12 protein-coding genes and 1 pseudogene are annotated in these 14731 nt (G+C 41.0%); 7 read left to right on the top strand and 6 right to left on the bottom strand.

The window, feature by feature from the left end; all coding sequences use genetic code 11:
• Nucleotides 1–46 precede the first annotated feature (46 nt).
• On the top strand, nt 47–1717 hold the full coding sequence (locus tag AC4EHK_RS01345; RefSeq protein WP_490977002.1) for a sensor domain-containing protein: 1671 nt from the start codon (nt 47–49) through the stop codon (nt 1715–1717).
• A gap of 131 nt (nt 1718–1848) precedes the next feature.
• On the opposite strand, the pseudogene AC4EHK_RS01340 reads toward AC4EHK_RS01345, so the two are convergent.
• Nucleotides 1849–2064, bottom strand: a pseudogene (locus AC4EHK_RS01340) (sortase family protein); the annotation flags it as partial.
• A 608-nt stretch (nt 2065–2672) separates the two neighbouring features.
• Between AC4EHK_RS01340 and AC4EHK_RS01335 the strand changes: the two are divergent.
• The 3 genes from AC4EHK_RS01335 (at nt 2673) to AC4EHK_RS01325 (ending at nt 7519) form a co-directional block, all read left to right on the top strand.
• The gene (locus tag AC4EHK_RS01335) at nt 2673–4319 is read left to right on the top strand and encodes a sensor domain-containing protein (RefSeq protein ID WP_490977001.1); all 1647 of its coding nucleotides are present in this window, start codon (nt 2673–2675) and stop codon (nt 4317–4319) included.
• Between the two features lie 86 nt (nt 4320–4405).
• Nucleotides 4406–5107, top strand: a complete 702-nt coding sequence (locus AC4EHK_RS01330; protein ID WP_490977000.1) for a response regulator transcription factor — start codon at nt 4406–4408, stop codon at nt 5105–5107.
• Nucleotides 5108–5926: 819 nt separating this feature from the next.
• Nucleotides 5927–7519 carry a putative bifunctional diguanylate cyclase/phosphodiesterase gene (locus AC4EHK_RS01325; RefSeq protein WP_490976999.1) on the top strand — a complete coding sequence of 531 codons (1593 nt, stop codon included), beginning with the start codon at nt 5927–5929 and terminating at the stop codon, nt 7517–7519.
• A 292-nt stretch (nt 7520–7811) separates the two neighbouring features.
• Here the strand turns inward: AC4EHK_RS01325 and AC4EHK_RS01320 are convergent, their stop codons facing one another.
• On the bottom strand, nt 7812–8012 hold the full coding sequence (locus tag AC4EHK_RS01320; protein WP_490976998.1) for a hypothetical protein: 201 nt from the start codon (nt 8010–8012) through the stop codon (nt 7812–7814).
• A 625-nt stretch (nt 8013–8637) separates the two neighbouring features.
• On the opposite strand from AC4EHK_RS01320, the gene AC4EHK_RS01315 reads away from it, so the two are divergent.
• On the top strand, nt 8638–8853 hold the full coding sequence (locus tag AC4EHK_RS01315) for a hypothetical protein (RefSeq protein WP_490976997.1): 216 nt from the start codon (nt 8638–8640) through the stop codon (nt 8851–8853).
• Nucleotides 8854–8958: 105 nt separating this feature from the next.
• On the opposite strand, the gene AC4EHK_RS01310 is transcribed toward AC4EHK_RS01315, so the two are convergent.
• Both AC4EHK_RS01310 and AC4EHK_RS01305 read right to left on the bottom strand, forming a co-directional pair.
• Entirely contained in the window at nt 8959–9243 is a 285-nt protein-coding gene (locus tag AC4EHK_RS01310; protein WP_490976996.1) for a hypothetical protein, read from the bottom strand.
• Nucleotides 9244–9303: 60 nt separating this feature from the next.
• Complete coding sequence (locus AC4EHK_RS01305) at nt 9304–10893, bottom strand: sensor domain-containing diguanylate cyclase (RefSeq protein ID WP_490976995.1); 1590 nt, start codon at nt 10891–10893, stop codon at nt 9304–9306.
• A gap of 385 nt (nt 10894–11278) precedes the next feature.
• Between AC4EHK_RS01305 and AC4EHK_RS01300 the strand changes: the two genes are divergently transcribed.
• Nucleotides 11279–11470: a hypothetical protein gene (locus AC4EHK_RS01300; RefSeq protein ID WP_490976994.1), complete on the top strand. Its 192-nt coding sequence runs from the start codon at nt 11279–11281 to the stop codon at nt 11468–11470.
• A gap of 42 nt (nt 11471–11512) precedes the next feature.
• Here AC4EHK_RS01300 and AC4EHK_RS01295 read toward each other — a convergent pair whose 3' ends face one another.
• Both AC4EHK_RS01295 and AC4EHK_RS01290 read right to left on the bottom strand, forming a co-directional pair.
• Nucleotides 11513–11782 (bottom strand): hypothetical protein, encoded by a 270-nt coding sequence (locus AC4EHK_RS01295; protein WP_490976993.1) that lies wholly within the window; start codon nt 11780–11782, stop codon nt 11513–11515.
• 112 nt (nt 11783–11894) lie between these two features.
• The gene (locus tag AC4EHK_RS01290) at nt 11895–12359 is read right to left on the bottom strand and encodes a DUF2231 domain-containing protein (RefSeq protein ID WP_490976992.1); all 465 of its coding nucleotides are present in this window, start codon (nt 12357–12359) and stop codon (nt 11895–11897) included.
• A 444-nt stretch (nt 12360–12803) separates the two neighbouring features.
• On the opposite strand from AC4EHK_RS01290, the gene AC4EHK_RS01285 reads away from it, so the two are divergent.
• Nucleotides 12804–14693, top strand: coding sequence for a heavy metal translocating P-type ATPase (locus AC4EHK_RS01285; RefSeq protein WP_490976991.1), 1890 nt, complete (start codon nt 12804–12806; stop codon nt 14691–14693).
• Nucleotides 14694–14731: the final 38 nt, after the last annotated feature.

Genomic DNA, 14731 nt, shown 5'->3' with positions numbered 1-14731 from the left:
ACCCTCAAGCAGAGCCGAAGGATTCAATGGAGAAAGGAAAGTACAAGTGGAAAAAACAAAAACACTTCCCTTCGACAAATTTTTTATGACAGCAATAAAAGATATGGTATTTGTTGTTAGCGTTGAAAGTACCTCTACCTTCACCTATGCCTTCTTGAATCAATCCGTTTTTGAGCGAACCACTTTAACCGAAGCTGCAATTGGCAAAACATTTCAAGAAGTACACAATGGCATTTTTGCCGATGTTTTGATCATGAACTACACACAAGTATTGGCTACGAAAAAAAGTGTGGTTTATGCCGATTCTTACGTTTCTCCTGCAGGAGAATCTTATTATTCGGAATCTACGTTAACGCCACTGTTAGACGAAGATGGAAACTGCACGTATATTGTTGGGGTTGTCAAAGACATCACCGCTGAACGGTTGGCAAAAATAGAAAGCCAACTAGCCTGGAAGCGTATGGAAGAAAGCCACTCCCGGTACAGGTCGCTATATGAAAACAACTCGGATGCTATCCTCGTTCTTGATACATCCGGAAAAATCCAGACCGGCAATTCAGCCTTGGATCAACTGACTGGATTCTTCCCAGATCAAGTCGCTGGTGTAGAATTCAGTAAATTTATTTATGGAAAAGATATAGTTTCACTGGAAGCGGGCTATAGAAAGGTATTGGATGGAGGAATTGAAGATTTCCGAACAAAGTTCCGTGAGAAATCCGGCCACTTGATTGGTGTATCCATTCAGCTTTCGCCAATTGAAGAAGAAGGACAAATCACCGGCATGTATGCCGTTCTTCGAGATATGCGGGAGATCGACCATTTAATCAGCCAATATGCCGAAAGCGAAAACCGCTTTCGAATTATTGCAGAAAATGCCCACGACGTCATTGTACTGAGAGACTCCAAAGGACAGATGATCTACGTCTCTCCTGCCATTGAACGAGTCTACGGATTTACTCCGGAAGAATTTATGGAAAAGCCCCCTTTTCACAATATGCATCCAGAAGACATTCCACACGTACGAAGCAGCTACAGAAGAGCGGCAAAAGAAGCGAAAAACTACGTGATTGAAATGCGGTTGAAACACAAAACCAAAGGCTGGCTCTGGTCCGAGCTCCAAGGAACTCCAATTTTCAATGAACACGGCCAGTTTATTCATATGCTGACCATCACGCGGGACATTTCCCTGCAAAAAGAACACGAAACAAAACTTCATTACTTCGCATACCATGACCCTTTGACCGGATTGCCAAATCGGCGATTCTTTAACCAACGATTGGCTGAAGAAATTGCTTCTCCACAGCATCCGGATGAAAATTTGGCGGTCATTTTGCTGGATATTGACCACTTTAAACAAATTAACGATGAATTTGGCCACGAAATTGGCGATGCCGTCATCGAGGAATTCAGCAGAAGGTTGAGCCAGCCACTACAAGAGGGCGATATGGCAGCCCGTCTTGGCGGCGATGAATTTGTCTTATTACTGCCAAGCGTGAAGACACGTGAACAGGCAGAACACCTCGCAAAAATCATTCAATCAGCTATGGATGGCCCGTGGTATGTTCGCAATGGCCCAGCTAAAGTTACTGCCAGTATCGGAATCACCTTGACTCCACCAACCGGGGCAACAGTCTCGTCTATTCTAAAAAGTGCAGACCTTGCGATGTACGACGCAAAAGAAGCTGGCAGAGGTACATTCCGGGTTACTGGTTTATAAACCAAGGTTCCTAATAGTCATTTACAGGAATAGATACGAAAAATTCTTCCTTAACCCAAAACACCACATCTTCGATTAACCTATCGAAGATGTGGTGCTTTTTATTTTTAAACTCATTTATTCTGTCCAGCTTATATACTGCCTACGAGATCAGCAATCAGAATATAACGGTCTGGCGCACTGCCAATAAAGTTGAATGGGTAGCAGGTGGTCACGGTTAAATCAGAGTTATCTTTTTCTCCTGGCAACACACTCCCTGCGAATTGCCCACCCCCTCTACTCAACTCATTTTCATCCGTTCCATGAACGATCGGCAGCACTTGATTGATCGCTGGGAACGTTAAGTTTCTGCCGTTTTTGTGTGGGATTTGTCTGAACTGTCATCTCTACCCCTTCTTTTTCCGTCACAGCTATTACTTCAGATGCAAAAATAGATTAATTATTAAAGTAATCTTTCATCATGCATCAAAAAAATTATATTACGAAATCCGAAATTTTCAAATGATATAAATACTTTTGACCCACATGAAAAATATGACTATTATCTTAAGTATTAGATTTTTAATATTTTTTTATTCAAATGATATTTTTTAACTTATATCAATGTGAAAAACTAAAAAAAATCAATATTCATAAATGTATATTGCCTTTTTATATAATTTTAATTGAGCTTAAAGGCATATTTACGTATTGCTGGGATAAATTTAATAATAAGTAACTACAAGTATAGTTCATAATTTCACATAGCAAGGTACTTTAGATGTGATTCTACTACCGACCAATTTTTCACTGAATTTCTCTATGTCCCGCACCGATAATGCGCCATCAGAAATCTTATATTAAAAATATTCGAAGCCAACTTCAGTGCTCAGACTGCTGATGCATTTCAAATTTCACCTGATAATTGAATGCCTAACCTGAAGGAAAGGATTCAACGGAGAAAGGAAAGTACTAAATGGAAACAGTACATGCACTCCCTTTTGATAAAGCTTTTATGACAGCGATACAAGATATGGTATCTATCGTAAGCATTGAAAATGACTCTGTTTTCACATACGAATTCCTAAATCAGGCCGTATACGAACGATCAACCTTAACATCTGCTGCTGTCGGGAAAACTTTCCAAGAAGTTCATGATAAGGAAATGGCAGATTTATTGACTGCACATTATGAGAACGTGCTGAAAACAAAAAAAGCATTCATTTACAGTGATTCCGAGTATTCCGAGTCTACTTTAACACCGTTGCTCGATGAGAATGGCACCTGCACCCACATTATCGGGGTTATCAAGGAAGCTACTGCTGAACGGCTCGCAAAACTCGAATACCAGACGAAATCAAAGCATGTACAGGAAAATCGCTCCAGGTACCGCTCGTTGTATGACAATAATGCTGATGCGATTCTTTCACTGGACTTGACGGGCAGAATTCAAACTGGCAATTCGACGGTCGAGCAGCTAACTGGCTTCTCGCTCGAAGAAGTAGTGGGCCTGGAGCTCAGTCAATTTATCAACGAGGAAGATCATGACTTGCTGATTACGCATTTCAAACAAGGGCTGACAGGAGTATATCAGGATGTCCGCACGAAATTTCGTGGAAAATTTGGGAATTTAATTGGAATTTCTATTCAGTTTGCACCTATTGAAGAAGGAAACGATATTGTCGGGTCATATGCTGTAATGCGGGATATGCGAGAAATCGACCACCTGATCAACCAGTATGCTGAAAGTGAAAATCGCTTTCGCATTATTGCTGAAAATGCACATGATGTGATTGTCTTGCGGGATGACAAAGGCGAAATTTTGTATGTTTCTCCTTCTATTAAACGAGTTTACGGATTTGATCCAGAAGAATATATGGAAAAACCTTCTTTTCATACAGTTCATCCTGAGGATATTTCGCAAGTAAGAGAAATCTATGCCCAAGCTGTCGAAGAAGCCAAAAATTATGTGATTGAAATTCGCATGGAGCATAAAATTGAGGGATGGCGATGGTCAGAATTACAAGGGACACCAATCTTCAATGAACAAAACCAGTTTATTCATATGTTGACGATTACACGGGACATCACGCTGCAAAAAGAACACGAAGCCAAACTTCATTATTATGCATATCACGATTCGTTGACCGGTTTACCAAATCGACGTTTTTTCAAGCAGCAGCTTAATGAAAAAATCGCCTCTCAACAACAAAAAGGAGAAACATTGGCCGTTATTTTGTTGGATATTGACCATTTTAAACAAATCAACGACCAGCTGGGACATGAAGTAGGAGATGCGGTAATTGAGGAATTTGGCAAGCGTCTCACGCATTCACTTGAAGAAGGTGATATGGCTGCCCGCCTTGGAGGCGATGAATTTGTCCTGCTCCTTCCAAGCGTGAGAACACGCGAAGAAGCCGAAAGGATGGCTGAAAAAATTCAAATAGCGATAGAAGCTTCGTGGACGATTGAGAATGGTCCTTTGTCCGTCTCTTCCAGTATGGGAATAACTTTAGTCCCGTTGGCTGGCGCAACAACCTCATCCATTTTGAAGAATGCTGATCTCGCAATGTACGAAGCAAAAGAATCCGGCAGAGGCACCTACCGTCTTCAAAGTCTGTAATGGTATTCACACTTCCCCTTCTGAAGAAGATCCATTAAATGAAATAAATTAGTTTCTACAATTCTATCCCAGAAAGGAGTATTATCTTGAGCTGTTTGAGTACGAAAGGCACCTTTTCTATTGCTTTAGCAGATTCGAACCAAATGCTTGGAGAAGGCCTGAAAGCGATTTTGAACGATCTTAATAATGAGTTTTCATTTATTGATCAACAGCGCGATTTGAGAAGCTTAACGCAAAATTTTGGTAACTACAAACCGCAAATTATTCTAGCCGAACTATTCAGCGGTGATTCTTATGAAATCAGTGACTTAAAAAACTTCACCACAGAACATCCCGAAATAAAAGTGCTGGTATATTCGGCTTCAGCTGAAAAAGAACATGTTTTGGAAGCCCTTAAAAATGGGGCCATAGGTTACCTTTTAAAAAGGACTGAAATCGATGCGGTCCTTTATGCGCTGCGCATCATTTCTCAGGATCATTATTACGTAGATCCTCAGGTAGCACCTTTCTTGATACATGAAGTTCGGCGTTTAAGTGACGCGTTTAACAGCAACGAACTTTTCTCAATTCAACTTTCCAATCCTTCCCCAAAGCTTTTGACAAAAAAGGAGATAGACATTGTTCGCCTGCTGACTCGAGGCAGAAGTAACAGAGCTATTGGGGAGGCACTGAACATTAAGGAGAAAAACGTCAAAAACTATGTTTCCAGCATCCTATCGAAATTAGGGGCAACTGATCGAACACAAATCGTTTTAAAAGCGATCAAAAACGGCTGGGTAGAACTCTAAAGTCGCCTGTCTGCTGACAGCACAGTAATTTTTTAGAACCTTGAATTTAGGCTGTTTAACCCAAAAGTCATTAGAGCTATACTTCAGGCAATCACAATTTTTTTGTTAGGGGATACTAGAATGGTCAACGTGAAAAAGGCTCCAATCCTCTTAATGTTCATTTTTATTAGTGGATTTGTAGTGTGGAATGAACTTTTCAAGAATCTAGAGGAGATCCGACTAACTGGAATCGGTACCATACGGCTGATTGCCGGAACTATAGCTTTTATCTGGATGTTCCAAACTTATCAGAAGCAAGCAGGTACGCAGAAATTTTTTGGGCTGCTATTAAGCATCGGGATATTCTGTTATTCAATTGGCAGCTTTATTTGGCTTTACATCTATTCAACTGATGGACTGCTTGCAATTAATAACTCCTTATCCTTCTTTTTCTTTTGGTTCCTATCCTCATTCTTTTTGCTAATCGCATTAGTCTATAAAGCAAAAAAAGCAGCTATCATTTTTTCAAATAAGATCTATCTCTTCAACATCTTGGTCTACCTAGTCACAGCCATTGCCATCGGCTATCATTATTTGTTAGAACCTATGCTCATTATTCCAAATATTTCATTATCAACTTTCTTGTACATACTTGGAAACCAAACCATAACCTTAAGCACTTTTTTTATCACGTTATTCCTCCATTATTTCTCTCAATACAGGAAGGAAAAAAATATTTTATTGCTTCTTATGGTCAGCTTTCTTCTGCAAATAATCGCCAACTTTCTGTTTTTATATTTTTCGCTCTCTGAAAATTATCAGATTGGAAGCAGCGTTGATTTGCTCTGGATCATTGCTATTCACCTAATTGGATTGATCGGATTTTATAACAAAGAACTCGTATTGGAAGAACCTCCAAAAATAGTGACTTCACTCGATCAGAAGGCGTTACTACTCCCTTATGTCAGTATTCTGATATTGATTGCATTGGTTAGCCACAACAATCGCTGGAATTACAATGCTCTAGGCTTAGGGCTTTTGATCACTATTTTAATGGTTCTGGGACTTCAAATTTTTGTCATTCATAAAAATCATAAATTGATGGGCCGACTCGGAAACTTGGCCTATCATGATCCCCTCACAGGGCTGGCCAATCGGTCCAGTTATACAGAGGACCTTAAAATAGCTCTAGGCAAAGGGAAAGATAAGCCCTTTGCGATGCTGATGATTGATATAAACCGCTTTAAAAAAGTAAACGATGCCTTTGGACATCACGTAGGCGACAAAATATTGGCAGAAACTGCAGAACGACTGAAGAATTTTGAGAATTCCCAAACGCAGCTGTACAGACTGGAAGGAGACGAATTTGTTGTTATTCTTTCTGGCGTAACCGAAATGGAGGCCGTTCTCTCCGCTGAAAGCATTTTGGCAAGCTTCCAAAAACCTTTCCTAGACTTGGCTTATGAGATCACTCTGTCTCTTAGTATAGGCATCTGCTTGTATCCCGACCATGGCGTTTCTGGAGAAGAGCTGCTAAAAAATGCCGATGCCGCAGTGGATCTTTCTAAAAAAAGAGGCGAAAATGAATGCAGCTTTTACAGCATGGAGTTGCAAAACCAGCTCACACGGAAAACGGCACTTGAAACACATATTCAGCATGCAATTGCTGACAATCAATTGAGTCTTGCTTATCAACCGAAAGTCGACCTGAAGGATGGGACAATAACCGGTATGGAAGCCTTGCTGCGGTGGAATCACCCCGAACTGGGCTGGATCTCTCCTGCAGAATTTATTCCGCTTGCGGAGGAAACCGGACACATCATCTCTATTGGGGAATGGGTGCTGCGAACCGCATGTTATCAGAATAAACGCTGGCAGGAACAAGGACTTCCCGCCGTCAGCGTTTCCGTCAACGTGTCCGTATCGCAATTCCAAAATGGCAAGTTTTTAAAAACAGTTGAAAAGGCATTAAAAGAGTCAAAACTGGAAGCTCCTTTTCTCGAATTGGAAATTACCGAAAGCATCATGCAGAACATTCAAGAAAGCATCGATTTATTAAACCGATTGAAGAAACTGGGCGTCAAGACGTCTATTGACGATTTTGGAACCGGCTATTCGTCTTTGCACGTATTGCAAAAACTGCCAATTGACATTTTGAAAGTCGATAAGTCTTTTATTGATGAAGTCGGAAAACAAGCTCCATACACGATGGTCAAAGCGATTATTGAACTTGGGCTAAACTTAAACCTTACCATCGTGGCGGAAGGAATCGAAACGCAAGAGCAACTACAGTTTTTGCAAGAAAGTGGCTGCTCAATCGGCCAAGGCTACCTTTTTTCCAAACCTGTTTCTGCAGTTGATTTTGAGGAATTGCTGAAGACTGGAATTGCATGGAAAAGACCCACTCGAAGGGGTTCTTTGAAACTAAGCTAAGTTCACTAATAAGGGGTGGCGCGTGGCGTACTACTTAAGACGTGTAAAACTATACGAAAAAGGCTCGGTCAAAACCAATTGACAGAGCCTTTTGGCGTGTGCTGTGGAATTCTTTCTAATGCCGCTCTTACTGCTAATTTGAGAAAAAATACAAATTGAGCGCATAAAAAAAATCAATCACATAAAACATTCGCTTACAGCGCATGCTTTGTCGATTGACCAGCTAAATACAAACCATATAATCATCACATCTCTTCAAAGCGGGAAGGAATCTACTTGTTTAATCACAGCTTTAGTTAGCTGAGAAAAGCAGTAGATCTTTCAAATCAATAATTTCTTGAATCGATAATTTAATATCGTCTTCTAAAAACCAGACACATTCATGGGTTTTTACTTTTTCAAGAAACAGCTCACTTTTTGTAAGGGAAGATGTTTTCAAGGAAAGCAATTCGTTGATTTCATGAACTTCACAAATATTGAGTATGTTCGTCATAAATATACCTCCATCCAGTAGTACATTTCGTCTATATCCATTAGTTTACCCTTTCCACCAAAAAATAACCCTTTTACTGTAAAATAACAACAATTTGATTTTCAGGTGGCATTCATTGTACATTTACGGCTTTCGCCGAGCACTTTCTTTTTTATTGTATAACCTCTCTCTTCCGGACAGTTGTACAAATCAGCAAAATGGCATTCGCCAAGATGCTAGCGATAAAGATAGTAAAAATGTCTCGCGAATTAGCTCCAAACAGTAGAAAAATCGGGACTGCCACCAGCCAAACGCTCATGAACATGAATTTGATCATTTAGAATCCCTCAGCTTTTTTAGCGCGGAACATCTATACACTTAAAGCGCCACTAAAGCTGCCACGACAAAGTAAACAAGAAATCCCAAAAGGAATAGTAACATGTATTTTGCTTTTGATCCCATCACCATGACCCCCGTTTATTAGTTGTATGTACTCCCACTTCTTTCCTTACGACTCTATGCCTAATCTCTGATCCAGTAAGTACAAGAAATCCCGGCACAAAATGCATCTTAAATGAAACTTTACTTGAAAAAATCAGTATATGTACTAGATTCAAATACATTTTTTAGCAGGAGGAACATCGGAATGTTTAAGTCAAACCTTACTAATCAACTGCTCAGAATCGCAGGGATGTGGACCGTTTACTTTATCGTACTGTTTACCGGTGATATTTTATCTTATTCCCAAAATCGAAACTTCTTCATCATTATTACTGTGGTCTACATTATATTAACGGTATTTTCACTATGGCGAATCAAGAACCCGAGTAAAAAAGCACAAGCTATCGAAAATGAAAGTTGAAGAAAGTCAGCAGAAGAACGTCCAACTCCAAGTCTCCATACAAATAAAGGACATCGAGATGTGCATACATTTCGATGTCCTTTATTTGTTTAGTTTGAACGAAATTCAACTTTTTTTCTCATCGCGCCCAATATGCACCTGACCATCTTGCATAATTTGAACCGGCTGATAGCTCTCCAAAAACCCTATCCTCACATGTCCGGTAGAATTCAAATCCGAGATTCCGTTTATATAGGCCTCTTCATCGGTAATCAATCGGTAAAAAGAACAAAACCCGTCTTCGGTATCCAAAGACTCTTCAAAGACGAACTTTTCCCCGTAACTTTCTTCAAAATATTGGATTGCCGCCTCATGACTTTGAAATAATGGCAGTCTAGCTTCCTCCTGCATTTTCATCCCTCCTAACATACCATCTGGGAATTCGAATCAACCTATGCCAGCTCCATTTTGTTAGTTAGAGTATATCGTAGTTCGATTTCTTCCTTCAAACTTTGACTCATACAGTGCTTTATCCGCTAACTTGAAAAGTTCATCCGCTGAATCAGTATGCTTAGGGAATTCGGAAACACCGATTGAAACCGTGATTGTTCTCCCAGGAATCATGCTTGTCTTTTCGACTTTTTCGCGAATTTTTTCAGCGAGGTTAAAAGCACCCGGTGTGTCTGTGTCAGCCAGCAGCAAGACAAACTCTTCACCACCGTACCTGAAGCAGAAATCGTTATTCCGGGTAACATTTTGAATGGTCTCAGCCAATTGTTTTAATGTTTCGTCTCCAGCGTGATGCCCAAATGTGTCATTGATCGATTTAAAGTGATCAATGTCCAACACCAGCAAGGAAAACAGGCGATTTTCACGTGACCAGGCATTCAAAACTTCATCCATTTTTCTTCGGTTCTGCAGGCCGGTCAGTGCATCAGTTGATGCAGACTGACTGAGCTGCTGATTGTTGCGTTCCAGTATTTCAAAAGCGATGCCGACACTTCTGGTCAATAAGTCAGCCTCCCGGTTCCAATGAGGCTCCATCAGCGCCTCCTTTAACGGTTCAGCTACCGGTTTCCCTTCCGCTAAGCGATTGACCAGGTTGCCTAAACGAATAAAGGGTGCTGCTAATTTACGGGCAATAAAAATCGATAAAAGCAGCAATAGCAAAAATGGAAGCAGCATATTGATCAACAAATCTTTGAGTTGGTCTGCCAACACCCCTTCAACAAATGAATAAGGCGTTTGCTGCACAATTCCCCAATCGGCCTCGGGCACATAACTATAGGCCGCGAGCATCGGAATTCCGATGCGATTTGTAAAAAGCTCCATGCCGCTCTTTCCCTGTGTTAACTTGCGGACCACGCTATCCTCATTGGCACTTTCCCCAATTAAACGTTTTTCTGGGTGGTATAGCATGGTTCCTTGAGGCCCCACGACAAAATAATAAGAACCGTTTTTTTCAATCTCATCATTTCCAAGCAAATCATTTACGACGTTTGGTTCTTGAAGGTAAATACTCCCGCCAATCATTCCTCTATAAGTTCCATCGCTCGCATAAATAGGCTGAGTCATCAAAATCAGCAGACGGCTTGATGGGCCAATATAGGGAGGCGTCAACGTCGGCTCTTCCGAATCCAACACCTCTTTAGTGATGCCTGACGTTATTTTTTCTCCTTTTAATCCAATGCTTACAGGACTAATAACGCGGACAAGCCCTGTTTCATCTACCCATGAAAAAGAGTTAAAATAGCCGCTGCTTACGCGCAAAAGCTCTAGTTGCTCTTGAATTTCCTGATCACTCATTTCTTCGTGCGCTTCAAGAAAATCCACCGTAGACTCTAAATTGATTCTCATTGAGCCAAACAACGACTCAACAGAATGGCTCATTTTTTCAGCCTTGGAGGAGTTTAGAGTTAAATAAGTCTCTATTAAGGATTCCTTATTCGAATGATGGGTTGAGATCGTGAGAATCAACAAAGTAAAAATGACAGAGGTGGATACAAGAAGGGATAATAAGGTTGCCAAGTTCACTTTTTGTGCGGTAAATAATCGTTTCATACGGGAAACTCCTTTGCTAATGAAGAGAAATGATCTTCGGTGAATTAATATCCAAAATTTGTATTATAAGTATCGTTTTTTTAAAAATTTAACATATCTTATTGTATAGGTTTTAGGGCTGTATATATATAGTCCTGGATGAAGAAATAATTTTGGGGTTCTCTTACAGTGCAATCTGCGCAAGAAAGAAGGTAGTTTTGGGTAACTTTCTTCTAACATTATTTAAGAAAATAAAAAACTCCGCAAGGAAAATCGCGGAGTATCGGATGTCGGTCCATAAAAATAAGCTAAGAGCTCTATTTTAAAAAACCTTACTAACTTAACCAAATTAAAATAAGATTACATTTACCAAAACCCGGGGTCACTAATAGAAAGGATGAAAAGAATGACAAGCAGGATTTATTTGTTTTCTTACAAATGCGGCACCAGCAAAGAATGGACCGATCAGTGCATCACTGATCGTATGGACAGCTTTTACGACATTAAGCAGCTCCACAACAAATCTATGGACGATGTTCGTTTGCTGGAGAGACCCCTCACCGGTTGCTTTGACCAATTGCTTTCAAAATCCATTTAAAGTTCGAGCATGGCGACATTATGAATCACCTGCATTTAAATTTTAGTAAAAGATGTATGTGAAAATAAGTAGCGCAGAAGCTAGTACTGCCGATTGCATCCAAATTGCGCCATTGCTCATACCGGACTGTTTTTCTAAATAATAGATGTACTGAACCAGGAATATAAAACCAGCAAAAGTAAAAAGAAAGCCCGTGGTGTTCGTGCTGCCGATAAGCGATATGTATTCAAGAAGTCCAATTGCTAAAAGAAGCATGCCCATTGAACCAAGGATCACGTAAATGTAAAAACTACCTGTTTTTTTCTTTTCCATATTGCTCTTCTCCTCAACAATCCAAACGTATTTTCTGTTGATGCCAATGTATGGCTCCACAAAAAACAAGCCGAATCTCCAGCTTGTTTTTCCCTCCGGAATTTCTATTAGACTAATCATCATCTTCCTGATTTTCACGGCCGTTTATTTGCAAGTTGGTTGAATCTTGATCGTAAACCATTTTTCCTCCGTAATGCCCTGTTAACGTTAGCGTGAATGCACCAGCTATGCAGAGGATGAGTATAACCGACAAGCTAAAAGGAATTTTCTTATAGTGGTTAATGACCTTTAACACGAGAACAACTCCAATAATGATTAATGTTGCTAACGCGTAAGTTTCATGCGGCTCCAGGTAAGTTTCTATCCCTTCCCCCCATGCATTTTCAGCAAACTCCTCTGCCGCTTCACCAGTTAAATAAGAAAAAACCCCCATTATAAATCCAGTAGACAATAGCAGCAGTGTAACTTTTTCAAAAAAATCCCGTTTCCACAAAGCAAGAAACTGCGTCACGATCCCCAAACTGATCAAAGCAATCGGAAAATGGACCAGTACGGGGTGCAATGGCAATGAAAACATGACTTTCCATCTCCTTCTCTTAAATTGGACAAAAACTTTTAACCGGTGGGATGTCGCAAATTATTTCAGTTGTCTGTTTATTGACATTTTTATAAAAGTTAATTTATCATAATAATCAAATAATAACTACTTAATCATTTTTTTATCAAGAACATAGTTTAGGTATATATTGAACTTTGTCACACTGATGGATTGTAGACCACCTGAACGCACAATGTTTTCAATGAAAATTACCGATACCGGGAGGGAATTTTCGGTCGTTCGGCACAGATAAAACGCGTACGATCCCCATCATTATTCTATGCCAATCAATTGAGTTGTGTTGTGACATTTCACACAAATCATCACCTTTTTGAAACGTTGACAAACTCTAGATAAGGAGAGCATACTTCAGGTGAAAGTAGGTCTACAAATTTTTTAAATACGACCGTGGGGGTCCTTGAGTTGGCGAAGGAAGCTGGATTGAAGAAAAAATGGAAAGCTTATATTGAACTCATTGCGGCGATTGCTTCTGGAATATTAATTGTTCTTGCTTACATTTTCGAAACCCAATCACTGGAAAGCTTATCGGTCATTACCTACCTGTCTGCTTTCTTAATCGGAGGCTACGCAAAAGCGAAATACGGCATCCAAAAGACCATTGAAACGCGCAAGCCCAATGTGGAATTGCTGATGATTCTCGCGGCGATCGGTGCTTCGATTATTGGCTACTGGACTGAAGGCGCGATTTTGATCTTCATCTTTTCACTGAGCGGGGCATTGGAAACTTATACGATGGATAAAAGCCGAAAAGAAGTATCCGCATTGATGGAAATACAACCCGAAGAAGCGTGGCTTGTTAAAAACGAAGCAACTACCCGTGTGGCCGTTTCTTCATTGCAAGTTGGCAGCGTGCTGCTTGTAAAGCCTGGGGAACGGGTGCCTGTTGACGGCGTCATCGTTGATGGTCATACCGTTGTCGATGAATCAACAATAAGCGGGGAATCAGTTCCGGTTTCCAAAAATGCTGCAGATAATTTGTTTGCTTCTACCGTAAACTTGAGCGGAACCATCACCATGGAAATGACCAAGTCGAACTCTGACACACTGGTCCAAAAAATTATCGACCTTGTCCAAACAGCACAAAGTGAGAAGCCTCCTTCCCAGCAATTTGTGGAGCATTTCGAAGGCCAATACGTAAAAGTGGTCTTGGTTGTCTTTGTTTTCATGCTGTTTCTTCCTCATTACCTGTTCGACTGGGACTGGAACACGACGTTCTACCGGGCCATTCTCCTGCTTGTTGTCGCCTCTCCCTGCGCTCTTGTGGCATCCATTATGCCCGCCACCCTTGCTGCGATTTCGAATGGCGCAAAAAGCGGCATCATTTTCAAAGGCGGCGCCCACTTGGAAAACCTGAGTACCATCCGGGCAATTGCCTTGGATAAAACCGGGACCTTAACACGAGGAAAGCCTCAAGTTACCGATTTTGTGCTGCGGGATGGACTAGATCCGAACGAAATGATGGAAATCATTGCCGGGATAGAGCTGCAGTCCAATCACCCGCTTGCCAAAGCCATCACGGAATTCATCAAAGCAAAAGGCATTGTTCCGCTGCCGAATCTTCAAATTATCGACGTTCCGGGCAATGGCTTAAAATCCACGGTCCAAGGAAAGGAAATCCGCATCGGAAATCCGGCTTTTGTTACCGAGGCTGCTGCAGAAACTTTTCAAAATGGCCTGCTGAGCCGATTGGCAAATGAAGGAAAAACCGTTACTTTCGTTCGGGACAGCAACGGAATCGCCGCGGCCATTGCCCTAAAAGATACCGTCCGGGAAAACACTAAAAACACCATTCAGGAACTGCAGCGCATGGGCATCCATTGCATCATGTTAACGGGCGACAACGCAAAGACCGCAAAAGTCATAGCTGCAGAAAGCGGCGTGGACGCGTTCATCGGAAACTGCATGCCAGAAGACAAAGTGGCAGAACTGAAAATTTTGCTTGATCAATACCAATATGTTGCCATGACTGGCGACGGCATTAACGATGCCCCTGCGCTGGCCATTGCCACGACCGGCATTGCCATGGGCGAAGGAACAGACGTGGCACTGGAGACTGCTGATGTGATTTTGATGAAAAATGATTTATCCCGTATTGCTTATTCCATCAGGCTGGCCCGCAAAATGCAGAAAATCATTAAGCAGAATATGTATTTTTCTGTCGGGGTCATCATCATTCTGCTCGTATTGAATTTTATGCAGTCGATTACGATCCCTGTTGGGGTCATTGGACATGAAGGCAGCACAATTTTGGTTATTTTAAACGGCTTGCGCATGTTGAATCGAAATATTTAATGCTCACTGTTTTAGTTTGAGAACTCTTACGCCAAGTG

The sequence above is a fragment of the Planococcus sp. TJ-307 genome (genome assembly GCF_058268435.1).
The sequence above is the reverse complement of the archived record's forward strand: the minus strand, read 5'-3'. Positions and strand labels throughout refer to the sequence as shown.